The 20,593-nt window shown below is 75.4% G+C and carries 22 protein-coding genes; 10 read left to right on the forward strand and 12 right to left on the reverse strand.

The genetic code is table 11. From position 1 onward, the window contains the following. Positions 1 to 24 precede the first annotated feature (24 nt). Positions 25 to 1,353: a hypothetical protein gene (locus ACI78U_RS16040; RefSeq protein WP_456876334.1), complete on the reverse strand. Its 1,329-nt coding sequence runs from the start codon at positions 1,351 to 1,353 to the stop codon at positions 25 to 27. Further along, positions 1,346 to 2,704, reverse strand: a complete 1,359-nt coding sequence (murD, locus tag ACI78U_RS16045) for a UDP-N-acetylmuramoyl-L-alanine--D-glutamate ligase (protein WP_456876335.1) — start codon at positions 2,702 to 2,704, stop codon at positions 1,346 to 1,348. The genes ACI78U_RS16040 and murD overlap by 8 nt, the downstream gene beginning before the upstream one ends. A gap of 129 nt (positions 2,705 to 2,833) precedes the next feature. Here murD and nhaA point away from each other — a divergent pair, with 129 nt between their 5' ends. Then, the gene (nhaA, locus tag ACI78U_RS16050) at positions 2,834 to 4,183 is read left to right on the forward strand and encodes a Na+/H+ antiporter NhaA (RefSeq protein ID WP_456876336.1); all 1,350 of its coding nucleotides are present in this window, start codon (positions 2,834 to 2,836) and stop codon (positions 4,181 to 4,183) included. Between the two features lie 322 nt (positions 4,184 to 4,505). Further along, complete coding sequence (locus ACI78U_RS16055; RefSeq protein ID WP_456876337.1) at positions 4,506 to 5,204, forward strand: hypothetical protein; 699 nt, start codon at positions 4,506 to 4,508, stop codon at positions 5,202 to 5,204. Between the two features lie 33 nt (positions 5,205 to 5,237). On the opposite strand, the gene ACI78U_RS16060 is transcribed toward ACI78U_RS16055, so the two are convergent. Then, positions 5,238 to 6,170 (reverse strand): NAD-dependent epimerase/dehydratase family protein, encoded by a 933-nt coding sequence (locus tag ACI78U_RS16060; protein WP_456876338.1) that lies wholly within the window; start codon positions 6,168 to 6,170, stop codon positions 5,238 to 5,240. A gap of 129 nt (positions 6,171 to 6,299) precedes the next feature. Here ACI78U_RS16060 and ACI78U_RS16065 point away from each other — a divergent pair, with 129 nt between their 5' ends. Beyond that, complete coding sequence (locus ACI78U_RS16065; protein WP_456876339.1) at positions 6,300 to 6,983, forward strand: TetR/AcrR family transcriptional regulator; 684 nt, start codon at positions 6,300 to 6,302, stop codon at positions 6,981 to 6,983. Here the strand turns inward: ACI78U_RS16065 and ACI78U_RS16070 are convergent, their stop codons facing one another. Genes ACI78U_RS16070 through ACI78U_RS16080 form a run of 3 tightly spaced genes read right to left on the reverse strand, consistent with a single transcriptional unit; the run spans position 6,984 to position 9,418 of the window. Further along, positions 6,984 to 8,696, reverse strand: a complete 1,713-nt coding sequence (locus tag ACI78U_RS16070) for a DUF885 domain-containing protein (protein WP_456876340.1) — start codon at positions 8,694 to 8,696, stop codon at positions 6,984 to 6,986. Further along, positions 8,693 to 9,229 (reverse strand): FABP family protein, encoded by a 537-nt coding sequence (locus tag ACI78U_RS16075; RefSeq protein ID WP_456876341.1) that lies wholly within the window; start codon positions 9,227 to 9,229, stop codon positions 8,693 to 8,695. The genes ACI78U_RS16070 and ACI78U_RS16075 overlap by 4 nt, the downstream gene beginning before the upstream one ends. A gap of 48 nt (positions 9,230 to 9,277) precedes the next feature. After that, positions 9,278 to 9,418, reverse strand: coding sequence for a hypothetical protein (locus ACI78U_RS16080; RefSeq protein ID WP_456876342.1), 141 nt, complete (start codon positions 9,416 to 9,418; stop codon positions 9,278 to 9,280). A 67-nt stretch (positions 9,419 to 9,485) separates the two neighbouring features. Here ACI78U_RS16080 and ACI78U_RS16085 point away from each other — a divergent pair, with 67 nt between their 5' ends. Then, positions 9,486 to 10,295, forward strand: a complete 810-nt coding sequence (locus ACI78U_RS16085; protein WP_456876343.1) for a DUF4184 family protein — start codon at positions 9,486 to 9,488, stop codon at positions 10,293 to 10,295. Here the strand turns inward: ACI78U_RS16085 and ACI78U_RS16090 are convergent. From ACI78U_RS16090 to ACI78U_RS16115, 6 genes are all read right to left on the reverse strand, one after another. Continuing rightward, positions 10,256 to 10,873, reverse strand: coding sequence for an NADPH-dependent F420 reductase (locus ACI78U_RS16090; protein ID WP_456876344.1), 618 nt, complete (start codon positions 10,871 to 10,873; stop codon positions 10,256 to 10,258). The two genes, ACI78U_RS16085 and ACI78U_RS16090, sit on opposite strands and share 40 nt — an antisense overlap. Positions 10,874 to 10,999: 126 nt before the next feature. After that, complete coding sequence (locus ACI78U_RS16095) at positions 11,000 to 11,293, reverse strand: DUF1416 domain-containing protein (RefSeq protein ID WP_456876345.1); 294 nt, start codon at positions 11,291 to 11,293, stop codon at positions 11,000 to 11,002. A 2-nt stretch (positions 11,294 to 11,295) separates the two neighbouring features. Then, positions 11,296 to 12,129 (reverse strand): sulfurtransferase, encoded by an 834-nt coding sequence (locus tag ACI78U_RS16100; RefSeq protein WP_456876346.1) that lies wholly within the window; start codon positions 12,127 to 12,129, stop codon positions 11,296 to 11,298. A 275-nt stretch (positions 12,130 to 12,404) separates the two neighbouring features. Then, positions 12,405 to 12,716, reverse strand: a complete 312-nt coding sequence (locus ACI78U_RS16105; RefSeq protein WP_456876347.1) for a thioredoxin family protein — start codon at positions 12,714 to 12,716, stop codon at positions 12,405 to 12,407. Positions 12,717 to 12,788: 72 nt separating this feature from the next. Further along, positions 12,789 to 13,490: an LmeA family phospholipid-binding protein gene (locus tag ACI78U_RS16110; protein WP_456876348.1), complete on the reverse strand. Its 702-nt coding sequence runs from the start codon at positions 13,488 to 13,490 to the stop codon at positions 12,789 to 12,791. Between the two features lie 2 nt (positions 13,491 to 13,492). Next, complete coding sequence (locus tag ACI78U_RS16115) at positions 13,493 to 14,308, reverse strand: hypothetical protein (RefSeq protein WP_456876349.1); 816 nt, start codon at positions 14,306 to 14,308, stop codon at positions 13,493 to 13,495. A 216-nt stretch (positions 14,309 to 14,524) separates the two neighbouring features. Here ACI78U_RS16115 and ACI78U_RS16120 point away from each other — a divergent pair, with 216 nt between their 5' ends. The 6 genes from ACI78U_RS16120 (at position 14,525) to pstB (ending at position 20,547) form a co-directional block, all read left to right on the forward strand. Further along, on the forward strand, positions 14,525 to 15,292 hold the full coding sequence (locus tag ACI78U_RS16120) for a winged helix-turn-helix transcriptional regulator (RefSeq protein WP_456876350.1): 768 nt from the start codon (positions 14,525 to 14,527) through the stop codon (positions 15,290 to 15,292). Further along, positions 15,289 to 16,245, forward strand: a complete 957-nt coding sequence (gene mshD / locus ACI78U_RS16125; RefSeq protein WP_456876355.1) for a mycothiol synthase — start codon at positions 15,289 to 15,291, stop codon at positions 16,243 to 16,245. Before ACI78U_RS16120 ends, mshD begins: the two co-directional genes overlap by 4 nt. A 232-nt stretch (positions 16,246 to 16,477) precedes the next feature. Next, on the forward strand, positions 16,478 to 17,605 hold the full coding sequence (gene pstS / locus ACI78U_RS16130; RefSeq protein WP_456876351.1) for a phosphate ABC transporter substrate-binding protein PstS: 1,128 nt from the start codon (positions 16,478 to 16,480) through the stop codon (positions 17,603 to 17,605). Between the two features lie 104 nt (positions 17,606 to 17,709). Further along, positions 17,710 to 18,663 carry a phosphate ABC transporter permease subunit PstC gene (gene pstC / locus ACI78U_RS16135; RefSeq protein WP_456876352.1) on the forward strand — a complete coding sequence of 318 codons (954 nt, stop codon included), beginning with the start codon at positions 17,710 to 17,712 and terminating at the stop codon, positions 18,661 to 18,663. After that, entirely contained in the window at positions 18,663 to 19,742 is a 1,080-nt protein-coding gene (gene pstA / locus ACI78U_RS16140; RefSeq protein ID WP_456876353.1) for a phosphate ABC transporter permease PstA, read from the forward strand. The genes pstC and pstA overlap by 1 nt, the downstream gene beginning before the upstream one ends. Positions 19,743 to 19,767: 25 nt before the next feature. Continuing rightward, positions 19,768 to 20,547, forward strand: a complete 780-nt coding sequence (pstB, locus tag ACI78U_RS16145) for a phosphate ABC transporter ATP-binding protein PstB (RefSeq protein ID WP_456876354.1) — start codon at positions 19,768 to 19,770, stop codon at positions 20,545 to 20,547. Positions 20,548 to 20,593: the final 46 nt, after the last annotated feature.

The raw sequence follows: 20,593 nt of genomic DNA on the forward strand, positions 1-20,593 counted from the left end.
GCGACGAGCGTAGTTCCGGCCGGGCTAGGCGACGGCGCTGCGGGAGCCGGCCAGCACCCGCTGCAGCGCCTCGAGGTACCGCTGCGGGATGCCGTGCTCGCCACGCGGCGGCAGGAACCGGGCGACGGTGGCCCCGGTGACCTCCGCGGCGTCGGCGGCCTCGGCGCCCAGCAGCCGCACCACCGGCGCGTCACCCCACGAGCGGCTGGCGGCCAGGTGCGCCATCGCCGCGGCGCTCTCGGCCCGCTCCCCCACGCAGTCGAAGGGCTTCTCGGTGGCCCACAGCCTGCGGAACCCGTCGGCCAGCGCGGGGTCGTCCAGCGGGTTGCCGCCGAACACCTCGTGCGCCTCGTCGGGGGTGAGGAAGACAGCGAAGCAGAGGAACGTGAACAGGCACTTGTCGCAGTGCAGGCACCAGCGCTGCTCGGCCTGCCCGCCCAGGTGTCGCTGGGTGTAGGAGCGGTTGCAGCTGAGGATGTCGGAGCGCAGTGGTAGCGCGGCGACGGCGGCGACCGTGGCCAGCTCCGACAGCTGCCGGGTCAGGCTGAAGTAGCCGGTGCCGACCTCGGCGGCGGCCGCGGTGAACAGCCGCTCGAAGGCGAAGGACTTCGAGTACTGGTGGTTCACGCTCGCGCCGTCGACGGTGAGCGTCTCCTCGTCGGCGGAGCGCTCGTTGGCGAAGACCACGGGGTCGTGGCCACCGAGCACGGCCACCAGCGTGGCGATCGCGGAGTTGATCGCGGTCACCGGGACGTGCCCGTTGAGGCCGCCCTGCGCGGTGCGCTCGGCCAGCAGCGGGTCGAGCCGGCGGCGCACCTCGAGGAGCGGCACACCGGCCGCGCGGGCGACGTCGCGCTGCGCGCCGGTGGGGTTGACCGCCAGGGCGGTGCCGTCGGGGACGACGACCAGGGCCAGCGCGGAGTCCTTGCCGCCGCCGACCGGCAGCAGCGCACCGCGGGTGCCGGGGGACGGCGCCGGGCCGGCCGGGCGGACCTCGACGTCGAACTCGACCCGGTGCGGCACCGGCAGCCGGTTCACCGCGGCGAACTCGCCGAGCCCGTCGGTGTAGGCCGCCCGCGCGACGGCGAGCTGGGCGGCGGTGACCGGCCGCTCGACGACGACCCGGCCGGGCGCGGCCAGCTTGTAGTAGCTGGTGCCCATGACCAGGTGCACCAGGTCGAGGGCGGCGTCGAGCTGCGCGGGCGCCGGGCCGGTCAGCAGCGCGGGGTCGAGGGTCAGCCGCTCGGTGAACTCGTCGTCGCCGAGCCGGTAGGTGAAGGCGGCCTCGCCGGTGGCGCGGTCCAGGGACCGGCCGGCGACGACGAAGGCGCCGGTGCCCGGGCGGTCAGACACGCTCGGCGCCGGCATCGGCGAGGACGTGCTCATAGGTGGCTGCCAACTCCTCGAAGTCGCGGTAGCGGTTGTAGCTGGGGGCGCCGGGCGAGAGCAGCACGACCCCGCCCGGCGGCGTGCCGGCGATCGCCGCCGCCACCGCCTCGGCGAGGGACTGCGTCTCGGTGAGGCGCACCGCCGCCCCGGCGGCCTCCCGGCGGACGTCGTCGGCCAGCCGCCCCCCGGTGTCGGGGACGGTGACCAGCGCGACGGAGTCCCGCCGCTGCACCAACGCCGCGGCCAGGCCGGTGTAGTCCAGCCCCCGGTCCTGGCCGCCGGCGATCAGCGTCACCGGGCGGTCGGCCAGGGCGTCGAGCGCGGCGAGCACCGACACCGGCGTGGTGGAGAGCGTGTCGTCGACGAAGGTGACGCCGCCCAGCGTGGCCACGGGCGCCAGCCGGTGCGGCAGCGCGCGGAAACCCGCGACCGCCGCCGTGACCGCGTCGGCGGCCGCGGCGAGGTCGAGGCCGAGCAGCGCGCAGGCGGCCAGCGCGACGGCGACGTTGCTGCGGTTGTGCGCGCCGGGCAGGTGCACCGGGCGGGCCCGGTCGGCCAGGCCGGGTGGCAGCACCTCGGCGGGGTCGACCAGCTGGGCGGGGTCGAGGTGGCGCTCGGCCAGTGGCCGCGCCTGCGCGCTGACCACCACCGACCGCTCCGGGCAGGCGGTGAAGACCCGCAGCTTGTCGCGGAAGTAGGTCGCCTCCGAGCCGTGCCAGTCCAGGTGCTCGGGCGCCAGCGAGGTCAGCGCCCCACGGCCGGCGAAGTCCGGCACGGCGGCGGCCTGGTAGCTGGAGATCTCCACGACGAGCGTCCGGTCCCCCACGTCGGCCAGGACGTCGAGCAGCGGGGTGCCGATGTTGCCGGCGTGCACCGCCGGGCGCCCGGCCGCGGTGAGGACGGCGGCGGCCAGCGCGCTGGTCGTGCTCTTGCCCTTGGTGCCGGTGACGCACAGCACCGGGACGCCCCGCGCGGCGGCCTCGGCCAGCGCCATGCCGGTGCCGGTGGTCACCACGGTCCGGTCGGCCAGCTGCCGCGCGTCCTCGCGGTACGGGCTGATCCCCGGGGAGCGGACGACGACGTCACAGCCGGCGAGGTCGGCGGCGTCGGTGGTCGCGGTGACGCCCTCGGGCAGGGACGCGGGGTCGACCGGGCGGCTGTCGGCGACGAGCACCCCGGCGGCCCCGGCGGCCAGTGCGGCCCGGACGGCGGCGCGGCCCTCGCGGCCGTGACCCCACACGCCCACGCGGCGGCCGGCCAGCTCGGCCGGCCGGAGAGAACGCTCCCGCGGGGGCGGTGCCGGGCGGGGGTCCACGGCGCCCACTCTACGGACGGCCCCGGCTCCGGACGGCGACGACGGGACCCCGCCGCTAGGCTTCCCCCGGGTGTGCCGGGAAGTCTGGTCGGCGGTGTCCGACCCGACCCACCGCCCCGGAGCCGCCCCATGAACGCCCCTCACGGATCCACCCGCATGTTCGCCCGCGGCTCGTGGACCGAGACCAGCCGGATCGCGGACATCCTGCGCAAGGAGACCGTCGGCGGCGTCCTGCTGCTGATCGGCACCGTCATCGCCCTCGCGTGGGCGAACTCGCCGTGGTCGGCGGCCTACGAGGCGCTGCGTGACACCCGTGTCGGGCCGGCCTCGCTGCACCTGGACCTGAGCCTGGGCACGTGGGCGGCCGACGGCCTGCTCGCGATCTTCTTCTTCGTCGCCGGGCTCGAGCTCAAGCGGGAGTTCGTGGGCGGCGACCTGCGCGACCCCCGCCGGGCGGCACTGCCGGTGGCCGCCGCCGTCGGTGGGATGATCGTGCCGGCGGTGCTCTACACGGTCATCAACCTGGGGGGCGGGGACGCCCTGCGCGGCTGGGCGATCCCGACGGCGACCGACATCGCCTTCGCCCTCGCCGTCCTGGCCGTGATCAGCACCCACCTGCCCAGCGCGCTGCGCACGTTCCTGCTCACCCTCGCCGTCGTCGACGACCTGCTGGCCATCACGATCATCGCGGTCTTCTACACGACGTCGCTGGCCGCCGGCTGGCTGGCACTGGCCCTGGTGCCGCTGGCGGTGTTCGGGTTCCTCGTGCAGAAGCGGATCCGCTCGTGGTGGCTGCTGCTGCCGCTGGCGGTGCTCACCTGGGTGTTCGTCCACGAGTCGGGCGTGCACGCGACCGTGGCCGGCGTCCTGCTCGCCTTCACCGTGCCGGTGGTCCGCAGCGAGGCGGCCGGGGGACCCGGCGCCGGGCCAGGCCTGGCCGAGCACCTCGAGCACCGGTTCCGCCCGATCTCGGCGGGCTTCGCCGTCCCGGTCTTCGCGTTCTTCGCCGCGGGGGTCACCGTCGGCGGGCTGTCCGGGCTGGTCGAGTCGATCAACGACCGGGTGACCCTGGGGATCATCGCCGGCCTCGTCGTGGGCAAGGTCGTCGGCATCGTCGGGGCGAGCTGGCTGGTCACCCGGTTCACCCGGGCGGAGTTCGCCGACGACCTGGGCTGGCCCGACGTGGTGGGCCTGGCGCTGCTCGGCGGCATCGGTTTCACCGTGTCCCTGCTCATCGGCGAGCTGGCCTTCGGCGTCGGGAGCGAGCGCGACGAGCACGTCAAGGTCGGTGTGCTCCTCGGCACCCTGCTGTCGGCCCTGCTGGCCACGATCGTGCTGCGGCTCCGCAACCGCCGGTACCGGCAGATCTGGGAGATGGAGCAGGTCGACGCCGACCACGACGACATCCCCGACGTCTACCAGCGGGGGTCCGACACGCCCGGCTCTCCCTCGCCACGCCGGGGTTCCGCCGACGGCTGAAGAACGTCGTTGCCGACCCCGGAACCACGTCGTACCGTCGAGGTACACGAGAGAGGAGGTGGTCCGTACTTTGCATGCTTATCGGACTCGTGAGGTGGCTGTCCGCTAGCCGCCGTCCAGATGGGCCGCCCGTTCGGAGTGGAATCCGAACGACGGCATGATCGCCCGTCCGTCGTACGGCGGCGAGCGAGAACCGGACAGTCACCCGACCCCCGGGCCGCCGACACTTGTCCAGTCGGCCCGCGAGCTGCCACCCGTACCGGGACGGCGCCGCGGAGCAGCCCGGGGGTTGTCCGTTTCCCGGGGGAGGGGGCAGCGCCCGGTGTCGATCGTGGGGCGCACCGCGCCGGCCGGCCGCTGGATCGCCGAGTCCGTCCGCCGGGCTCCGCCGGAGACCGTCGCCGCGCTCCTCCCCGCCGGCTTCGCCGCCGCCGCCCGCGTGTTCCACCCCGCCGTCCGCTACGACGGCGACGCCGACGTGCACGTCCGCTGGGACGAGGTCGCCGCGGCCAACGGCACGACCCCGCACCGGCTGATGCAGTGGCCGGGCATCACCGGCTCCTGGGACCACCTCGGCGAGGCCGACCAGCCCGGGCTGTGGAACGACGCCCCGGCCGAGGGGCACCTGCCCGCGCACGTCGCCCGCGAGCTGGCCGCGGTGCTCGCCGGGCACACCACCACCCCCGGCGAGTGCTGGTTCGGCTGGGACGACGGCGCTGTCGCCGACCTGCCGCGGCTGCTGCTGCCCCGCGCCGACCTGCTGCTGGTGCGCGGCCCGGTCGAGCGGGCCGCCGAGAACTTCGCCCCCGAGCCGCGCGAGCAGAGCGCCTCCCTGTGGTGGCCGGCCGACCGCGCCTGGTGCGTCGTCACCGACCCCGCGCTGACCAGCACCTACGTCGGCGGCACCGTGGCGGCTGTCGACGCGCTGCTGGCCAGCCGGCTGGAGGTGGCCCCGGCCCGGCCCGGCGACCCGGTCACGCCGGACAGCGACCCGGTCAACGTCGTCGACCGGGTCCGCTGAGCGCCCGCCGTCCGGGGAGACCCCACCGGGCACTCAGGCCCGGGACGCCACCGGGGCGCCCACCGTCGCCGCGACCACCTGGTCCCACGGGGTGGCGGTGAGGCCGAAGGTCTCGGTGGTCGCCGTCGCGTCCAGGACGAACTCCTGGTCGAACTGGTGCCGGACGTCGACGATCTCGCGCATCTTCGGCGCGACCACCCCGAGGGCGGAGAGCACCGGCCACGGGATGCCGCTGACCGGCACCGGCGGGCGGCCCATCGCCCGGGCCAGGTCGGCGAGGGCCTGGCGCTGCGAGCGCGGCGGGTTGCTCGGCACGTGCCAGGCGCGGCCCAGGGCCCGCTCGTCGGTGCCCAGGACGGCCAGCGTGGCGGCGACGTCGAGGAGGTAGGTCCAGCTGCGCGGCACGTCGGGGTCCCCGACCACCCAGGCGCGGCGGCCGCGGCGCAGCGTCTCCAGCTGGCGCACGAGGTGCGACTGGGCGGGCGGGACCTGCGGTCCGACGAAGTCCCCGGCGCGGGCCTCGGTCATCCGGATCCGACCGGCCTCGTGCGCGGCGAGCGCGTCGCGCCACATGGTCGTCCGCACCCGGCCCTTGGTGTCGGTGACCGCCAGCGGGCTGTCCGGCGTCATCGGCCCGGTCGGCCGGCCGTACACGTAGAGGTTCGACATCGTCACCAGCACCGCGCCGGTGCGCTCGGCGGCCGCGAGCAGGGCGGCGGCGACCGGCGGCCAGTCGGTGGGCCAGCGGTGGTAGGCCGGGTTGACGGCGTTGTAGAGCGCGGCGGCGCCGGCCGCGGCCTCGGTGAGCGCCCGGGCGTCGGCGGCGTCGACCCGGCGGTGCTCGACGGTGCCGGTGGAGGTGCCGCCGCTGCGGGAGAGGACCCGTACCTGGTGGCCCCGGGCGGCCAGCAGCTCGGCCGTCGTCGTGCCCACCGGGCCCTTGCCCACGATCACGTGCAGTGCCATGAGGACTCCTCGTCCGCTCCGACGAGAGCGGTGCTCTCGTTCGCGAACGACGATCTCACCTGCTCGACTGCCTGTCAAGAACGCTGCTCGCACTTGCGTGCACCGCTCTCGATACGGCACCATCCGGGCGTGCCCACTGCCCGCGAGCGCGTCCGCGCCGAGCTGACCGCCGAGATCACCGAGGCCGCGCGCCGGCAACTGGCCGAGGTCGGCGCCGCGGCCCTCTCGCTGCGCGCGGTGGCGCGGGAGGTGGGGATGGCGTCGTCGGCGGTGTACCGCTACTTCCCCAGCCGCGACGACCTGCTGACCCGGCTGATCATCGACGGTTACGACGCCCTCGGTGCCGCGGCCGAGGCCGCCGACGACCCCGCCGCGGCACCGGAGCGGCGCTGGTCGGCGGTGTGCGCCGCGGTGCGGGACTGGGCGCGGACGCACCCGCACGAGTACGCGCTGCTCTACGGCTCGCCCGTACCCGGTTACGCCGCGCCGCGGGACACGGTGCCGGCGGCGTCGCGGGTCGGCATCGTCCTCGGCCGGATCCTCGGCGACGCCGCCCGGGCCGGGCTGCTCACCGGGGACGGCGGCCGGGAGCCGGGCCTGCTCGGCGACGCCGCCGTGGAGATCCTCGGGCAGGACGCCCCGGGCATCGACGACGCCGTCCGGGTGCGCGCCCTGCTCGCCTACTGCGCGCTGTTCGGCACGGTGGGCTTCGAGCTGTTCGGCCAGCTGGTCGGGTCGGTCGAGGACGGCGACCGCTTCTTCGCCCGGGCGACGGCCGAGCTGGCCCGCCTGGTCGGGCTCGCGCCGTCCTGACTAGAGCCGGGCGAGCTCGGCCTCGAGGTCGTCGAGGCCGAGCGAACCCTGCGACAGCGCCGCCATGTGCCACGCCTTGAGGTCGAAGTCCGCGCCGCGGGCGCGGTGGGCCGCGGCGCGGCCGGCCAGCCACGCGCGCTCGCCGAGCTTGTAGCTGATCGCCTGACCGGGGAGGCCCAGGTAGCGGATCAGCTCGCTGTCGAGGAACGCCGGGTCGCTGCCCAGGTGGTCGCCGGCGAAGGCCCGCGCGAGCTCGGGCGTCCACGGCTGCCCGCGGTGGGCGGCGAGCGCGCCCTCGGCGTCGTCGGGGACCGGCAGCCGCAGGTGCATGCCGATGTCGATCACCACCCGGATCGCGCGCAGCTGCTGGGCGTCGAGGTAGCCCATCCGCGCGCCCGGCTCGGTGAGGTAACCGAGCTCGTCCATGAGCCGCTCGGCGTACAGCGCCCAGCCCTCGACGTTGGCGCTCACCGAGCCCAGCGACGTCTGGTAGGTCGACAGGTCGCGGGAGACGTAGACCCACTGCGCCAGCTGCAGGTGGTGGCCGGGGACGCCCTCGTGGTACCAGATCGAGACCAGGTCCCACAGCGGGAAGCGCTCGCGGCCGAGGGTCGGCAGCCAGGTGCGGCCGGGACGGGAGAAGTCCAGCGCGGGGCGGGTGTAGTACGGCGCCGCCGCGCTGCCCGGCGGGGCGATCATCGCCTCCACCCGGCGCACCGGCTCGGCGAGGTCGAAGTGCGTGCCGTCGAGGGCGGCGATCGCCTCGTCCATCATCGCCTGCAGTCGCTGCCGGATGGCCTCGACGCCGTCGACCGCGGGGCCGTGCTCGTCGAGCCAGGCCATGGCCTCGCGCGGGGTCGACCCGGGACGCAGCGCCTCGGCCTCGGCCCGCTGCTCGGCCAGGATCCGCCGGTGCTCGGCCCAGCCCCAGGCGTAGGCCTCCTCCAGGCCGTCCCCGCTGCCGAGGTCGGAGCCGTTCCAGCGGCGCGCGGCGAGCGCGTAGCGGTCCCGGCCGACGGCGTCCGGGGTGTGCTGCGCCTGCGGCAGGTAGGTGTCGCGGAGGAAGTCCCGGACCTCGGCCACCGCGGCGTCGGCCGACCGCGCGGCGGCCTCCAGCTCGCCCCGGCGCGCCTCGGGACCGGACGCGGCCAGGCCGCCGAAGAACGGTCCGGACAGCCACTCGTCGAGCTGCCCGACGACGGTCGACACCTGGCGCGGTGCGACGAGGAGCCCGCGCCGGGCGCCCTCGCGCAGCGTGTCGAGGTAGCCGCGGTAGGCCCCCGGGATCCGCGCCATGCGGCGGGCGACCACCGACCAGTCGTCCTCGGTGGCCGTGGGCATGAGCAGGAAGACCTGGCGCACCGAGTGGACCGGGCTGAACAGGTTCGACAGCGCGCGAAAGCCCTCCCCGGCCTCGTGCGCGGCGAGCTCGGCACCCAGCCGCTCCCGGAGCAGGCGGGCGCAGCGCCGCTCGACGGGGGCGTCGGCCAGCGCGGGGTCGGCGGCCAGGACGGCGTCGAGCTCGGCCAGCGTCCGCCGGGTCAGGTCGGCCTCGGCCGCCAGCCCGTCGGGGCTCAGGTCGGGCAGCCGGTCGTCGCCGGGCCGGGTCCCCAGCGACGTCGCGACGATGGGGTCGAGGTCGCAGACGTCGTCGACGTAGCGGTCGGCGACCTGGCGGGGGGTGCTCACCGAGCCGCTCACCGGGACGCTCACCGCAGCCGCTCCAGCCGCGCCGACATCATGGGCCGCAGCGGGGTGTCGGCCCCCGCCCGGTCGATCGCGTACATGAGCGCCCCCTCGACGATGCCGTAGAGCCGCACGGCCCGGGTGGTCTCCGGCGCGTCGGGCGTGCGGGCCACCACGTCGCTGGTGAGCTCCCAGCTCGTGGTGGTCCGCGCCGAGCCCACGTAGAGCTCGATCAGGCCCTCGGGGCTGGTCACCAGCAGCTCGACGTCGTCCTCGCCGCGGGGCCGCCAGAAGCCGGTCTCGCGGACGGCGGGGCCCTCGACCCGGCCGTCGTCGCCGATCAGCCAGGTCCGGGACTCGTAGGCGAGGAAGTCGCGGCCGTCGTGTGCGAAGCGGATCCACTGGCCGAAGCGCCGGTCGCCGGTGTCTCCCCCGGCGAGCACGCCCTCGCCGTGCCACTCCCCCAGCAGCGGCAGCACCGACAGCAGGTCGTGCGCGACCTCGGGTCCGGAGCGGACGTCGACGGTGTCGGCGACGGGCAGGTCGGTCGGGCCGGTCACCGGCCGGCGTCCCGGGGAGACATGCCCGTCACCGTAGCCGGGCGCCGGTCAGTGGCCCCGCGCGCCGCGGCCGGGGCGGGACCGCTCCCGGCGCGGGCGCCCGCCCGGCCGGGCCAGCCGCCGGGCGGCGGCGAGGCAGGCGAGGGCCGCCAGCGCGGCGAGCGCGACCAGGACCCACGCGGCGACCACGGCGCCACGGTAGGCGCGCCGGCACGCGACCGGTGGCCGGACCCGCCGCGGGAGGCACGATGGGCCGGTGCCGTTCACCGGGAGCCACCCCGCGGCGGTGCTGCCGTTCCTGCGATCCGGCCTGCCCGCGTCCGCGCTCGTGGCGGGGAGCCTCGCCCCCGACGTGCCCTTCTACCTGCCCGGCCGCCCGGACTGGCCGACCCACGACCCGCTCGCGGTGGTCTCCCTCGACGTCGCCCTGGGCGCCGGGCTGTGGCTGGTGTGGCACGGCCTGCTGGCCGCGCCGGCGCTCGCCGCCGCACCGAGCGGGCTGCGCCGCCGGGTGACCGCGGAGCCGGGCCTGCGCGCGAGGCTCGGGTCGGCGCGGGCGGTGGCGGCCGTCCTGGCCGCCCTCGCGATCGGGGCGGCCACGCACGTCGGCTGGGACCAGTTCACGCACTGGTGGGGCTGGGGCACGCGGAACGTGCCGGCGCTGACCGCACCGGTGGGCACCCTGGCCGGTGAGGACTGGTTCGGCTACGACGTCGCGCAGCACGTCAGCACGGTGCTGGGCGCGGTCGCCCTCGCCGGCTGGCTGGTCCTGTGGTGGCGCCGGACGCCGTCGCGGCCCGGTGACCTGCGCGGGACCGCGTGGGCGGTGTGGGCCGGGCTGGTCGGGCTGGGCGCGGTCGTGGGCGGCGGCGCCGCCGTCCGCGCGCCCGACGTGCTCCGGGCCGGGTTCGCCGGCGCGACGGCGGGTGGCGCGGCGATGGCGGTGGCCGCGGTGCTGGGCGCGGTCGCCTGGCACCTGGGCCGGCGCCGCGGCCGGCCGCCGGGCCCGGGGACGTCGCGGCGCGGTCAGTCCCCCGCGTCCGGGCGGAGCAGCCGGAAGGCGTGACCCCAGGTGCCGTGCGTGGCGCCGTAGGCCACCCACGCCATGCACAGGCCCTCGAGCCAGCGGCTGGCGGTGATCCCGCCGAGGTCGGCGACGTCCCAGCCGGTGTTGCGGAGCAGGCCGGTGACCAGGTCCTTGGCCGCGGGGTCGTCCCCAGCGACGAACATCGTGGGCGGGCCCCCGGGCAACTGCGGGTCCACCATCAGCGCGTTGCCCACCGTGTTGTAGGCCTTGACCACGCGCGCGCCCGGAGCCGCCCGCTGCACCCGCTCGCCCAGCGAGTCGTCGGTGCCCACGAAGAGGGCCGGGGCGCCGGAGGAGGAGTCGAGCGGGTTGGTGGCGTCGACCAGGACCGTGCCCTCCAACCGCGGGGCCAGGGCGGTCACCAGGTCGACGGCGGCGTCGCCCCGCACGGCGAGCACGACGAGGTCGGCGCCCCGCACCGCGTCCTCCGGCCGCGCGACGGGCAGGTCGCCGACCGCCGCCTGCCGGGTGCCGACCACCACGTCGTGCCCGTACCGCGGGTAGCCCCGCGCCAGCGCCTGCCCCACCTGACCGCTGCCGAGGACCGCGATGCGCACGCACCCGAGCACAGCACCGCGCCCGCCCCCCGGGAAGGGGGACGGGCGCGGGCGACGTGCTGGAACGGCCCCCTCGCAGGGTCCCGCCGCGAGCGTGCGAGCGGCGGGGGCGAGGGGGTCCTTCGACTAGTCGAGGACGACGGTCGTCTCGGTGAGGCCGACCTCGGCGGCGACGATCCGCTCACCGCGGCCGACCGGGGCCAGCGAGCGCAGCTTCCACTTCCCGGGCGCGGCGAAGAAGCGGAACTCGCCCTCGGGGCTGGTGACCACCTCCGCGGTGAACTCGTCGGTCGAGTCGAGCAGCCGCACGTAGGCGCCGGCCACCGGTGCGCCGTCGTGCCAGACCTGGCCCTGGATCACCGTCTGGGTGTCCAGGTCGATCCCGGCGAGGGCGCCGCCCTGCTTCGGGGCTCCGCACATGCTCAGGCGCCCTTCTCGATCGGGACGCCGACGAGCGAGCCGTACTCGGTCCAGGAGCCGTCGTAGTTCTTGACGTCCTGGTGGCCGAGCAGCTCTCGCAGGACGAACCAGGTGTGGCTCGAGCGCTCGCCGATCCGGCAGTAGGCGATCGTCTGCTTGGAGTCGTCGAGGCCGGCGTCGGCGTAGAGCCTGCGCAGCTCGTCGTCGCTCTTGAAGGTGCCGTCCTCGTTGGCCGCCTTGCTCCACGGCACGTTCACCGCGGTGGGGATGTGGCCAGGGCGCTGAGCCCCCTCCTGCGGCAGGTGGGCCGGGGCGACCAGCTTGCCGGCGAACTCGTCGGGCGAGCGGACGTCGACCAGGTTCTTCTGGCCGATCGCGGCGACGACCTCGTCGCGGAAGGCGCGGATGGAGGTGTCGGGGTCCTTCGCCTGGTACTGCGTGGCCGGGCGCTCGACGGCGTCGGACGAGAGCGGGCGGCTGTCGAGCTCCCACTTCTTGCGGCCGCCGTCGAGGAGCTTGACCTGGTCGTGGCCGTAGAGCTTGAAGTACCAGTACGCGTAGGCGGCGAACCAGTTGTTGTTGCCGCCGTAGAGGACCACGGTGTCGTCGTTGCCGACGCCCTTGGCGCTCAGCAGCTCCTGGAACTGCTCCTTGCTGACGAAGTCGCGGCGCAGCGGGTCCTGGAGGTCGGACTTCCAGTCGAGCTTCACCGCGCCCTCGATGTGGCCCTTGTCGTAGGCGCTGGTGTCCTCGTCGACCTCGACGAAGACGATCCCGGGCTGGCCGATGTGCTCCTGGGCCCAGTCGGCGGTGACGAGCACGTCGTTGCGGCTCATGGGGGGTGTTCCTCCCTGTGGTGGGTGTGCGGCGGTCAGGCGGTGCACGCCGGGGGGCTCCGGCGGACGACGGGGTACGGCGCACGCCCTGGGCGCACGTCGGCGGTGCGCGTGGGGCCGTGGGGCATGGGATGGGCTCTCCGGACGGCGGTCAGGGCACGTCTGGGCGGAGCGGGGCCGCCCTCAGGAGGCGGGACACAGGCAGCTGCCGACGCGGCACAGGTCCACTGTGCGGCGCGAGGTCAGCAGGGTGCCCACGTGACGAGGGTAACCGATCAGGTCCGTGCGCCCGTGTGGGCGTCGACCAGGGCGGTGAGCTCCTCCGGACGTGGCGCGCCGCTGCTGCGGCCCACCAGGCGTCCCGCCCGGTCGAGGTAGAACAGCGTCGGCGTGCGCCGGACCCCGAGCTCGCGGACGGCGTCGAGGTGGCTCTCGGCGTCGACCTGCACGTGCGCCAGTCCCGGCCGGGTGGCCGCCAGGTGCTGCAACCGGGCGCGGGTGGTCCGGCACGGCCCGCAGAACGCGGTGGAGAACTGGACGACGGTCAGGTCGGCGTCACCCGGCCGCACGCCCAGGCCCTCGAGCACGGCGGTCGGCCCGCCCCGCCCTCGTCCTCGCGCATCCCCCCGACCAACCCGGCCGGGGGGTGCGGTGTTCCGTCAGGGCGTGCGCAGCACCGTGTCGGTGGCCTCGACGGCCACGTGCACGCCGTCGTCGGCGGGGCGGACGCCGGTCAGCCGCAGGCCGAAGGGCAGCTGCACCGGGTAGCGCAGGTCGAGCGCGTCGTCGGCCCGGTCGACGACGGCGTCGGGCACGTCGACGTCGGCCGCCGAGGCCCCCTCGACGTCGACGACGAGGTCCTGCCCGTCGAGCGCCACCCGGCCCACGGCGGTGAGCGGCACCGTGTACCCGAGCACCTCGACCGTGCGCGTGACGCGCAGCCCGTCGCCCTCGCGCCGCAGGACGGTGTCGGCGCCGAGCTCCTGCGACAGCAGCGCGTAGGACAGCGTCGCGGTCCCGTCGATCCGGTCGACGGGGACCTCCTGCACCGAGCCGGCGAGCGCGTCCGACAGCGGCACGTGCACGCCGCGCAGCGTCACGTCGGCACGGGTGCCCTCGGGCCGGCCGAGGTCCTCGGCGGTCAGCGAGATCCGGACGTCGTCGTAGGTGCCCGACACCGCCTGGGTGAGGAAGGGCCAGCCGGTGACGTCGACCTCCGGCGTGCCGGCCAGGCCGCCGCCGTCCCCCAGCGCCGCCGCGACGCGCTCCTCGGCGGCGCCCTCGGCGATCGGGTCGGCGACCAGCCCCACGACGACGAGCAGCGCGACCAGCAGCGCGACCAGCACGAGGAGGGTCCGCACGGTCAGACCACGGTGAGCGCGAGCAGCGCCGGCGCGCAGACGGCCAGCGGCAGCAGCGCCTCGACCACCGCCCCCGCGATCCCGGGCACCCGGCGGCCGGTGTCGGCGAGCAGGAAGGAGGCCGCCGTCCCGGCCAGCGCGGCGACCAGGCCCAGCACCAGTCCGGTGGTGACCCCCGAGATGACGTCGACCAGCGCCGTGGTGCCGCTCTCGAGCAGCGCCACGGCCATGCCCGCCGCCACCGCGGCCAGCAGGCCAAGCACGCCGCGGGAGGCCCCCTCGGCGACCGGCGGACGCAGCAGCACGGCGTCGACGAGCAGGCCGGCGGCGAGCGCGCCCCCGACCACCAGCAGCGGCGAGGTGGCCGGGGAGTCGGGGTCGCCGGCCACCCCGGGCAGCAGGAGCAGCGACAGCGCGCAGGCCGACGAGACGAGCACGGCGACCGACCCGAGCGAGCCGACCACGTCCGACCGCGGCGGGCGGCGCAGCATCTGGTGCACGACGGCGGCCAGCAACGCCGGCCCCGCGACGACGAGCAGCACGCCCGGCCCGGGGTCCTCGACCGACCGGACGAGCAGGTCGGAGCCGGCGGCGGCCGCGACGGCCAGCACCACCGCCCCGGCCGCCCCGGCAGGGGCGAGCGCCCGCGCCCACGCGGCGGCCAGCGCGACCTGCAGCAGGAGCACCGCGCCCAGCCGGCCGTCGTCCCCGGCCACCTCGGGCGCCCAGACCACGGCGGCCGCGGCGGCCGCGACGACGACCGCCGCGGCGAGGTGCCGCCCGCGCGTGGCGGCACCGGTCTCCAGCGCGGTGGTCACGTCGCCTCCTGCCCGCGGACGGCGGGTCCGCGCCCCGGCGCCCGCTGGACCCCGATCGTCGCAGACGCCCCCGCACGGTGCGCCCGGCGAGCGGGAGGCCCCGGCGTGTCCGGCCGCGACGCGGGCACCCGTGACCTCGGCGTCCCGGCTGAACCCGTCGGTTATCCTGCGATCTCGGTTCGACAGCGCCGTCGACGCCCTCCCCGAGGAGACGACATGCGACTCGTGCTCATGACCGCGGCGCGTCAGGCCACCACCGAGGTGCTCCCCGCACTGGGCCTGCTCGGCCACCAGGTGCGCGTGGTGGCGCCCGAGCTGTCCAGCCTGCTCGACGGCGACTCCGGCGACGTGGTGCTCGTCGACGCCCGCCACGACCTCGTCCGGGCCCGCGCCCTGTGCGCCCTGCTGTCCTCCACGGGGGTGGCCTCCGCGCTGGTGGCGGTCCTCTCCGAGGGCGGGCTGGTGGCGCTGTCGGCCGACTGGGGCGTCGACGACGTCCTGCTCGACACCGCCGGCCCCGCCGAGGTGGACGCCCGCCTCCGGTGGGCCACCGCCCGCCGGCTGGCCGCCGCCACCCCCGCCGACGGCGCCGACGGCGGCGTGACCCAGGCCGGCGAGCTGGTCATCGACGAGCACAGCTACTCCGCCAAGCTCCGCGGCCGCCCGCTCGACCTCACCTACAAGGAGTTCGAGCTGCTCAAGTACCTGGCCCAGCACCCGGGCCGGGTGTTCTCCCGCGCGCAGCTGCTGCAGGAGATCTGGGGCTACGACTACTTCGGCGGCACCCGCACCGTCGACGTCCACGTCCGCCGGCTGCGGGCCAAGCTCGGCACCGAGCACGAGGCACTGATCGGCACGGTGCGCAACGTCGGCTACAAGCTCGACCAGCAGGTCGCCGACGCCACCGCCGCGGCCGCGCGCGCCCAGGCCGACCTCGCCGAGCCCCTGACCGGGGGTTCCCGCAGCACCGCCCCGCTGCACTGAGCACCGCCGCCGTCCGCGACACCGAGCGGCTCGCCCCCGCCGAGACCGCGGCCGTCCTCGCGCTGCTGCGCGCGGCGGCCGCCGTCGACGGCGTCCGGCCGCTGTCGGAGGAGGCCGAGCTGCGCCTGCAGCACGGCGGCCCGGCCGGCGGCCGCGACCTGCTGGCCACCGACGCCGACGGCGCGCCGGTGGGCTACGCCCGCCTGGAGCTGGGCGCGCCGGGGGCCGACGGCGACGCCGAGGCCGAGGTCGTCGTCGCCCCCGCCGCCCGTGGCCGCGGGACCGGGCCGGCGCTGCTGTCCCGGCTCGAGGAGCTGGCCGGGAGCCGGCCGCTGCGGGTCTGGGCGCACGGCGACCTGCCGGCGGCCGCCGCGCTGGCCGGCGGGCGCGGGTACACGCGGGCACGGGTGCTGCTGCAGCTGCGCCGTCCGCTCACCGACGCCGACCTCGACCCGCGTCCGGCGCTGCCCGCGGACGTCACCGTCGCCGCCTTCCGGCCCGGGCGGGACGAGGAGGCGTGGCTGCGGGTCAACGCCCGTGCCTTCGCCACCCACCCCGAGCAGGGCTCCTGGACGCCCGAGGACCTGCGGCTGCGCGAGGCCGAGCCCTGGTTCGACCCGGCCGGCTTCCTGCTCGCCTGGCGGGGCGACCCCGGCGCCGGCGGCACGCTGCTCGGGTCGCACTGGACGAAGGTGCACCCGCCGGGCGACGCCGGCCCCGACCCGGTCGGCGAGGTGTACGTGCTCGGCATCGACCCGGACGTGCAGGGTCTGGGCCTGGGTCGCGCGCTGACCGCCCTGGGCCTGGCCCACCTGCGCCGCCTCGGTCTGGAGCAGGTGCTGCTCTACGTCGAGGAGGACAACGTCCCCGCGGTCGCCCTCTACGAGCGCAGCGGGTTCACGCGGTACGCCGTCGACGTCTCCTGGCGGCGCGTCCCGCAGGCCCACGCCTGAGGCGCAACCGCTCAGTTCTGCCCTACCGGTGTGCCCGGCGCCACCCGAAACGCACTCGTTCACCTGCCGGACGTGACCTCGTTCTCACCCGGTCGGGAAAGGCTCGGTGGGCGTTCACCCGGCGTTCACCGATCCACCCGGGACCGGCCACCTGCGCTGCCTACCGTCGCTGCCCGTTGGTCCCGCCATGCCCGGCGACGAGGCCCGGGCTCCCTCTGCGAAAGGCACCCAGTTGAAGCTCAGCACCAGGTCGCGCGCCGCCGTCCTCTCGACGGCGCTGGCCGGCACCCTCGCGCTCACCGCGTGTGGCGCGGCGAACGAGTCCGACACCGCCTCCGGGGGCAGCGGCAGCGGCGGCGGCAGCGAGGAGAGCGCCGCGGAGCTCAGCGGTGACCTCGTCGGCGCCGGCTCGAGCGCGCAGCAGGCGGCCATGGAGGCGTGGCAGGCCGGCTTCGAGGGCGAGTACCCCGACGTGGCCTTCAGCTACGACCCGGTCGGCTCCGGCGGTGGCCGCGAGCAGTTCATCGCCGGCGCCACCGACTTCGCCGGCTCCGACGCCCCGCTGGACGAGGAGGAGCTCACCGCCGCGCAGGAGCGCTGCGGTGGCGGTGAGGTCTTCGAGCTGCCCAACTACATCTCGCCGATCGCGGTCATCTTCAACCTCGAGGGCGTCGACCAGCTGGACCTCTCGCCGGGCACCATCGCCCGCATCTTCGCCGGCCAGATCACCACCTGGAACGACCCGGCGATCGCCCAGGAGAACCCGGACGCGCAGCTGCCGGACACGCCGATCACCCCCGTGCACCGCGGCGACGACTCGGGCACCACCGACAACTTCACCGACTACCTGTTCCAGACCGCCGGTGACGTGTGGACCTCCGAGCCCGACGGCGTGTGGCCGCTGCCCGGTGGCGAGGCCGCCAACGGCACGTCCGGTGTCGTGGGCGTGGTCGAGAGCACCGTCGGTGCGGTGACCTACGCCGACGCCAGCCGCGCCGGCGAGCTGGGCGTGGTCAACGTCGGCGTCGGCCAGGAGTTCGTGGCGCCGTCGGCCGAGGCCGCCTCGGCCGTCGTCGAGAACTCCCCGGCCGTCGAGGGCCGCGGCGAGTACGACTTCGCCATCGAGGTCAACCGGCAGACCGAGGGCTCGGGCGAGTACCCGATCGTCCTGGTCAGCTACCACATCGGCTGCGTCCAGTACGATGACCAGTCGGCCGCCGACAACGTCAAGGCCTTCATGTCCTACGTGATCAGCGAGGACGGCCAGCAGGCGGCCGCCGAGAACGCGGGCAACGCGCCCATCTCCGACACCCTGCGCGAGCAGGCGCAGCCCGCGGTCGACGCGATCAGCGCCGGCTGACCGGAGCACTCCCGGATGGCCCGGGGCGTCGGCGACGTCCCGGGCCACCCGCCCCGCCCGCAGACGGGCTCCCCCGCACCACCGACCGACCACCCGGAGCAGCGGTGACCGCCACGAAGGCCCCGACCGAACCCCCGACGAAGCAGCGCGTGGTCCGCAGGCCGGGCGACCGCGTCTTCGCCGGCAGCGCGAAGGGCTCGGGCATCTTCATCCTGCTCGTGCTCGCCGGCGTGGCCGCCTTCCTCATCGGCGAGGCGATCCCGGCCCTCACGGCCCCGGCGGAGGAGATCCCCGGCGGCGAGGGCCTGGGTGCCTACGTCGCCCCGCTCGTCCTCGGGACGCTCCTGGGCGCCGTCCTCGCCCTGCTGGTCGCCACCCCGCTCGCCGTGGGGATCGCGCTCTACATCACCTATTACGCGCCGCGGCGGATCGCCGCGACCATGGGCTACGTCATCGACCTGCTCGCGGCCATCCCGAGCGTCGTCTACGGCTTCTGGGGCCTGGCGGTCCTCGCGCCGGCCCTCGTCCCCTTCCACGTGTGGGCCGCCGACAACCTGGGCTGGCTCCCGTTCTTCGCCGGCCCGGCCTCCTCCAGCGGGCGCACGATGTTCACCGTCGGCCTGGTGCTGGCGGTCATGATCCTGCCGATCATCTCGGCCATCGCCCGCGAGGTGTTCAGCCAGGCGCCGGCGCTGCACCGCGAGGCCGCCCTCGCCCTCGGCGCCACGCGCTGGGAGATGATCAAGATGGCGGTGCTGCCGTACGGCAAGTCCGGCGTCATCGCCGGCGCCATGCTGGGCCTGGGCCGCGCGCTCGGCGAGACCATGGCGGTGGCCATCGTGCTGTCCGGTGGCGCCGGCGCCACGCTGAACCTGATCAGCAGCTCCAACCCCTCGACGATCGCGTCGAACATCGCCCTGCGGTTCCCCGAGGCCACCGGCATCGACGTCAACACGCTGATCGCCAGCGGCCTGGTGCTGTTCGTGATCACGCTCGCGGTCAACATGCTCGCCCGCTGGATCGTCAACCGGCGCGCCGACTTCTCCGGAGCCAACTGATGAGCACCCAGATCCAGCCGCCCCTCCGGGTCGCCGACGAGCCCGGGACGGGCATCCGCCCGCGGCGCCGGCTGCCCCGGTACGCCGCGGCCGGGCTCTACGCCGCGGGCATCGCGCTCGGGGCCGGCCTGTCGGCCCTCACCGGCTTCAGCATCGCCCTGACCGTCGTCTACGGGGCGGTCCTGGGCACCCTGGCCGTCTACGTCGGGGCGCGGGCCGTCGAGGGCAGCCGCAAGGCCACCGACCGGCTGGTCACCGCCCTGGTCACCACGGCGTTCGTGATCGCGATGATCCCGCTGGTGTCGCTGGTCTACACCGTGCTCGACAAGGGTCTGGCCCGCTTGGACGCCGTCTTCTTCACCAACTCGATGTACCGGGTGGTCGGGGAGGGCGGCGGCGCGTACCACGCCATCCTCGGCACGGTGATCATCACCGCGCTGGCCACCCTCATCTCGGTGCCGATCGGCCTGCTGACCGCCATCTACCTGGTCGAGTACGGCCGCGGCCGGCTCGCGCGGGCCATCACCTTCTTCGTCGACGTGATGACCGGCATCCCGTCGATCGTGGCCGGCCTGTTCGCCTTCGCCCTGTTCACGCTGCTGTTCGGCAACGACGTCCGGATGGGCGTCATGGGCGCGATCGCCCTCTCGGTGCTGATGATCCCGGTGGTCGTCCGCTCCTGCGAGGAGGTCATCAAGCTCGTGCCGAACGAGTTGCGGGAGGCCAGCTACGCCCTGGGCGTGCCGAAGTGGCGGACGGTGGTCAAGGTCGTCCTGCCGACCGCCATCGCGGGGCTGGGCACCGGCATCACCCTGGCCGTCGCGCGCGTCGTGGGTGAGACCGCGCCGCTGCTGGTGACCGTGGGCCTGATCACCGGCACCAACCTCAACCCGTTCGACGGAAGGATGGCGACACTCCCGGTGTTCGCCTACTACCAGCTGACCCAGCCGGGGACGGACACCCAGGCATTCCTGGACCGCGCCTGGACGGCGGCCCTCGTCCTCATCATCCTGGTCATGGCCCTCAACATCGTGGCCCGCCTGATCAGCCGCTTCTTCGCCCCCAAGACCGGTCGCTGACCGGACAGTCCCGGAGGATCTGTACGTGGCCAAGCGCATCGAGGTCTCCGACCTCAACATCTACTACGGCAACTTCCTCGCCGTGGAGGGCGTCAACGTCTCGATCGAGCCGCGCAGCATCACCGCGCTGATCGGCCCCTCGGGCTGCGGCAAGTCCACCTTCCTGCGCTCGCTCAACCGGATGCACGAGGTCATCCCCGGCGCCCGCGTCGAGGGCAAGGTCGTCATGGACGGCCAGGACCTCTACAGCCCCGACGCCGACCCGGTCGACGTCCGGCGGCAGATCGGCATGGTCTTCCAGCGCCCCAACCCGTTCCCGACGATGTCGATCTACGACAACGTCGTGGCCGGCAACCGGCTCAACAACCGGAAGATGAAGAAGTCCGAGACCGACGACCTCGTCGAGCGCTCGCTGCGCGGCGCCAACCTGTGGAACGAGGTCAAGGACCGCCTGGACCGGCCCGGCTCCAGCCTGTCCGGTGGTCAGCAGCAGCGGCTGTGCATCGCCCGGGCGATCGCGGTCGAGCCCGACGTGCTGCTGATGGACGAGCCCTGCTCGGCGCTGGACCCGATCTCCACCCTGGCGATCGAGGACCTGATGGCCGAGCTCAAGGACCGCTACACGATCGTCATCGTCACCCACAACATGCAGCAGGCCGCGCGGGTGAGCGAGTCCACCGGGTTCTTCAACCTCAACGGCGTGGGCCAGCCCGGCCGGCTGATCGAGTTCAACCCGACCGAGAAGATCTTCAGCAACCCCGACCAGAAGGCGACCGAGGACTACATCTCCGGCCGCTTCGGCTGAACGGAGGACCCCCTCGCCCGACCGGGCCGCCGCGGACGTCCGCGGC

It is taken from the genome of Geodermatophilus sp. SYSU D00710 (assembly GCF_054050195.1).

What these genes read in the sequence shown, in the direction of transcription:
- pstA (WP_456876353.1), top strand. Translation starts at nt 18,663, where the DNA reads ATGAGCACCCAGATCCAGCCGCCCCTCCGGGTCGCCGACGAGCCCGGG.
- ACI78U_RS16100 (WP_456876346.1), bottom strand. Translation starts at nt 12,129, where the DNA reads ATGAGCCGCAACGACGTGCTCGTCACCGCCGACTGGGCCCAGGAGCAC.
- nhaA (WP_456876336.1), top strand. Translation starts at nt 2,834, where the DNA reads ATGAACGCCCCTCACGGATCCACCCGCATGTTCGCCCGCGGCTCGTGG.
- ACI78U_RS16060 (WP_456876338.1), bottom strand. Translation starts at nt 6,170, where the DNA reads ATGGCACTGCACGTGATCGTGGGCAAGGGCCCGGTGGGCACGACGACG.
- ACI78U_RS16120 (WP_456876350.1), top strand. Translation starts at nt 14,525, where the DNA reads ATGCGACTCGTGCTCATGACCGCGGCGCGTCAGGCCACCACCGAGGTG.
- ACI78U_RS16095 (WP_456876345.1), bottom strand. Translation starts at nt 11,293, where the DNA reads ATGTGCGGAGCCCCGAAGCAGGGCGGCGCCCTCGCCGGGATCGACCTG.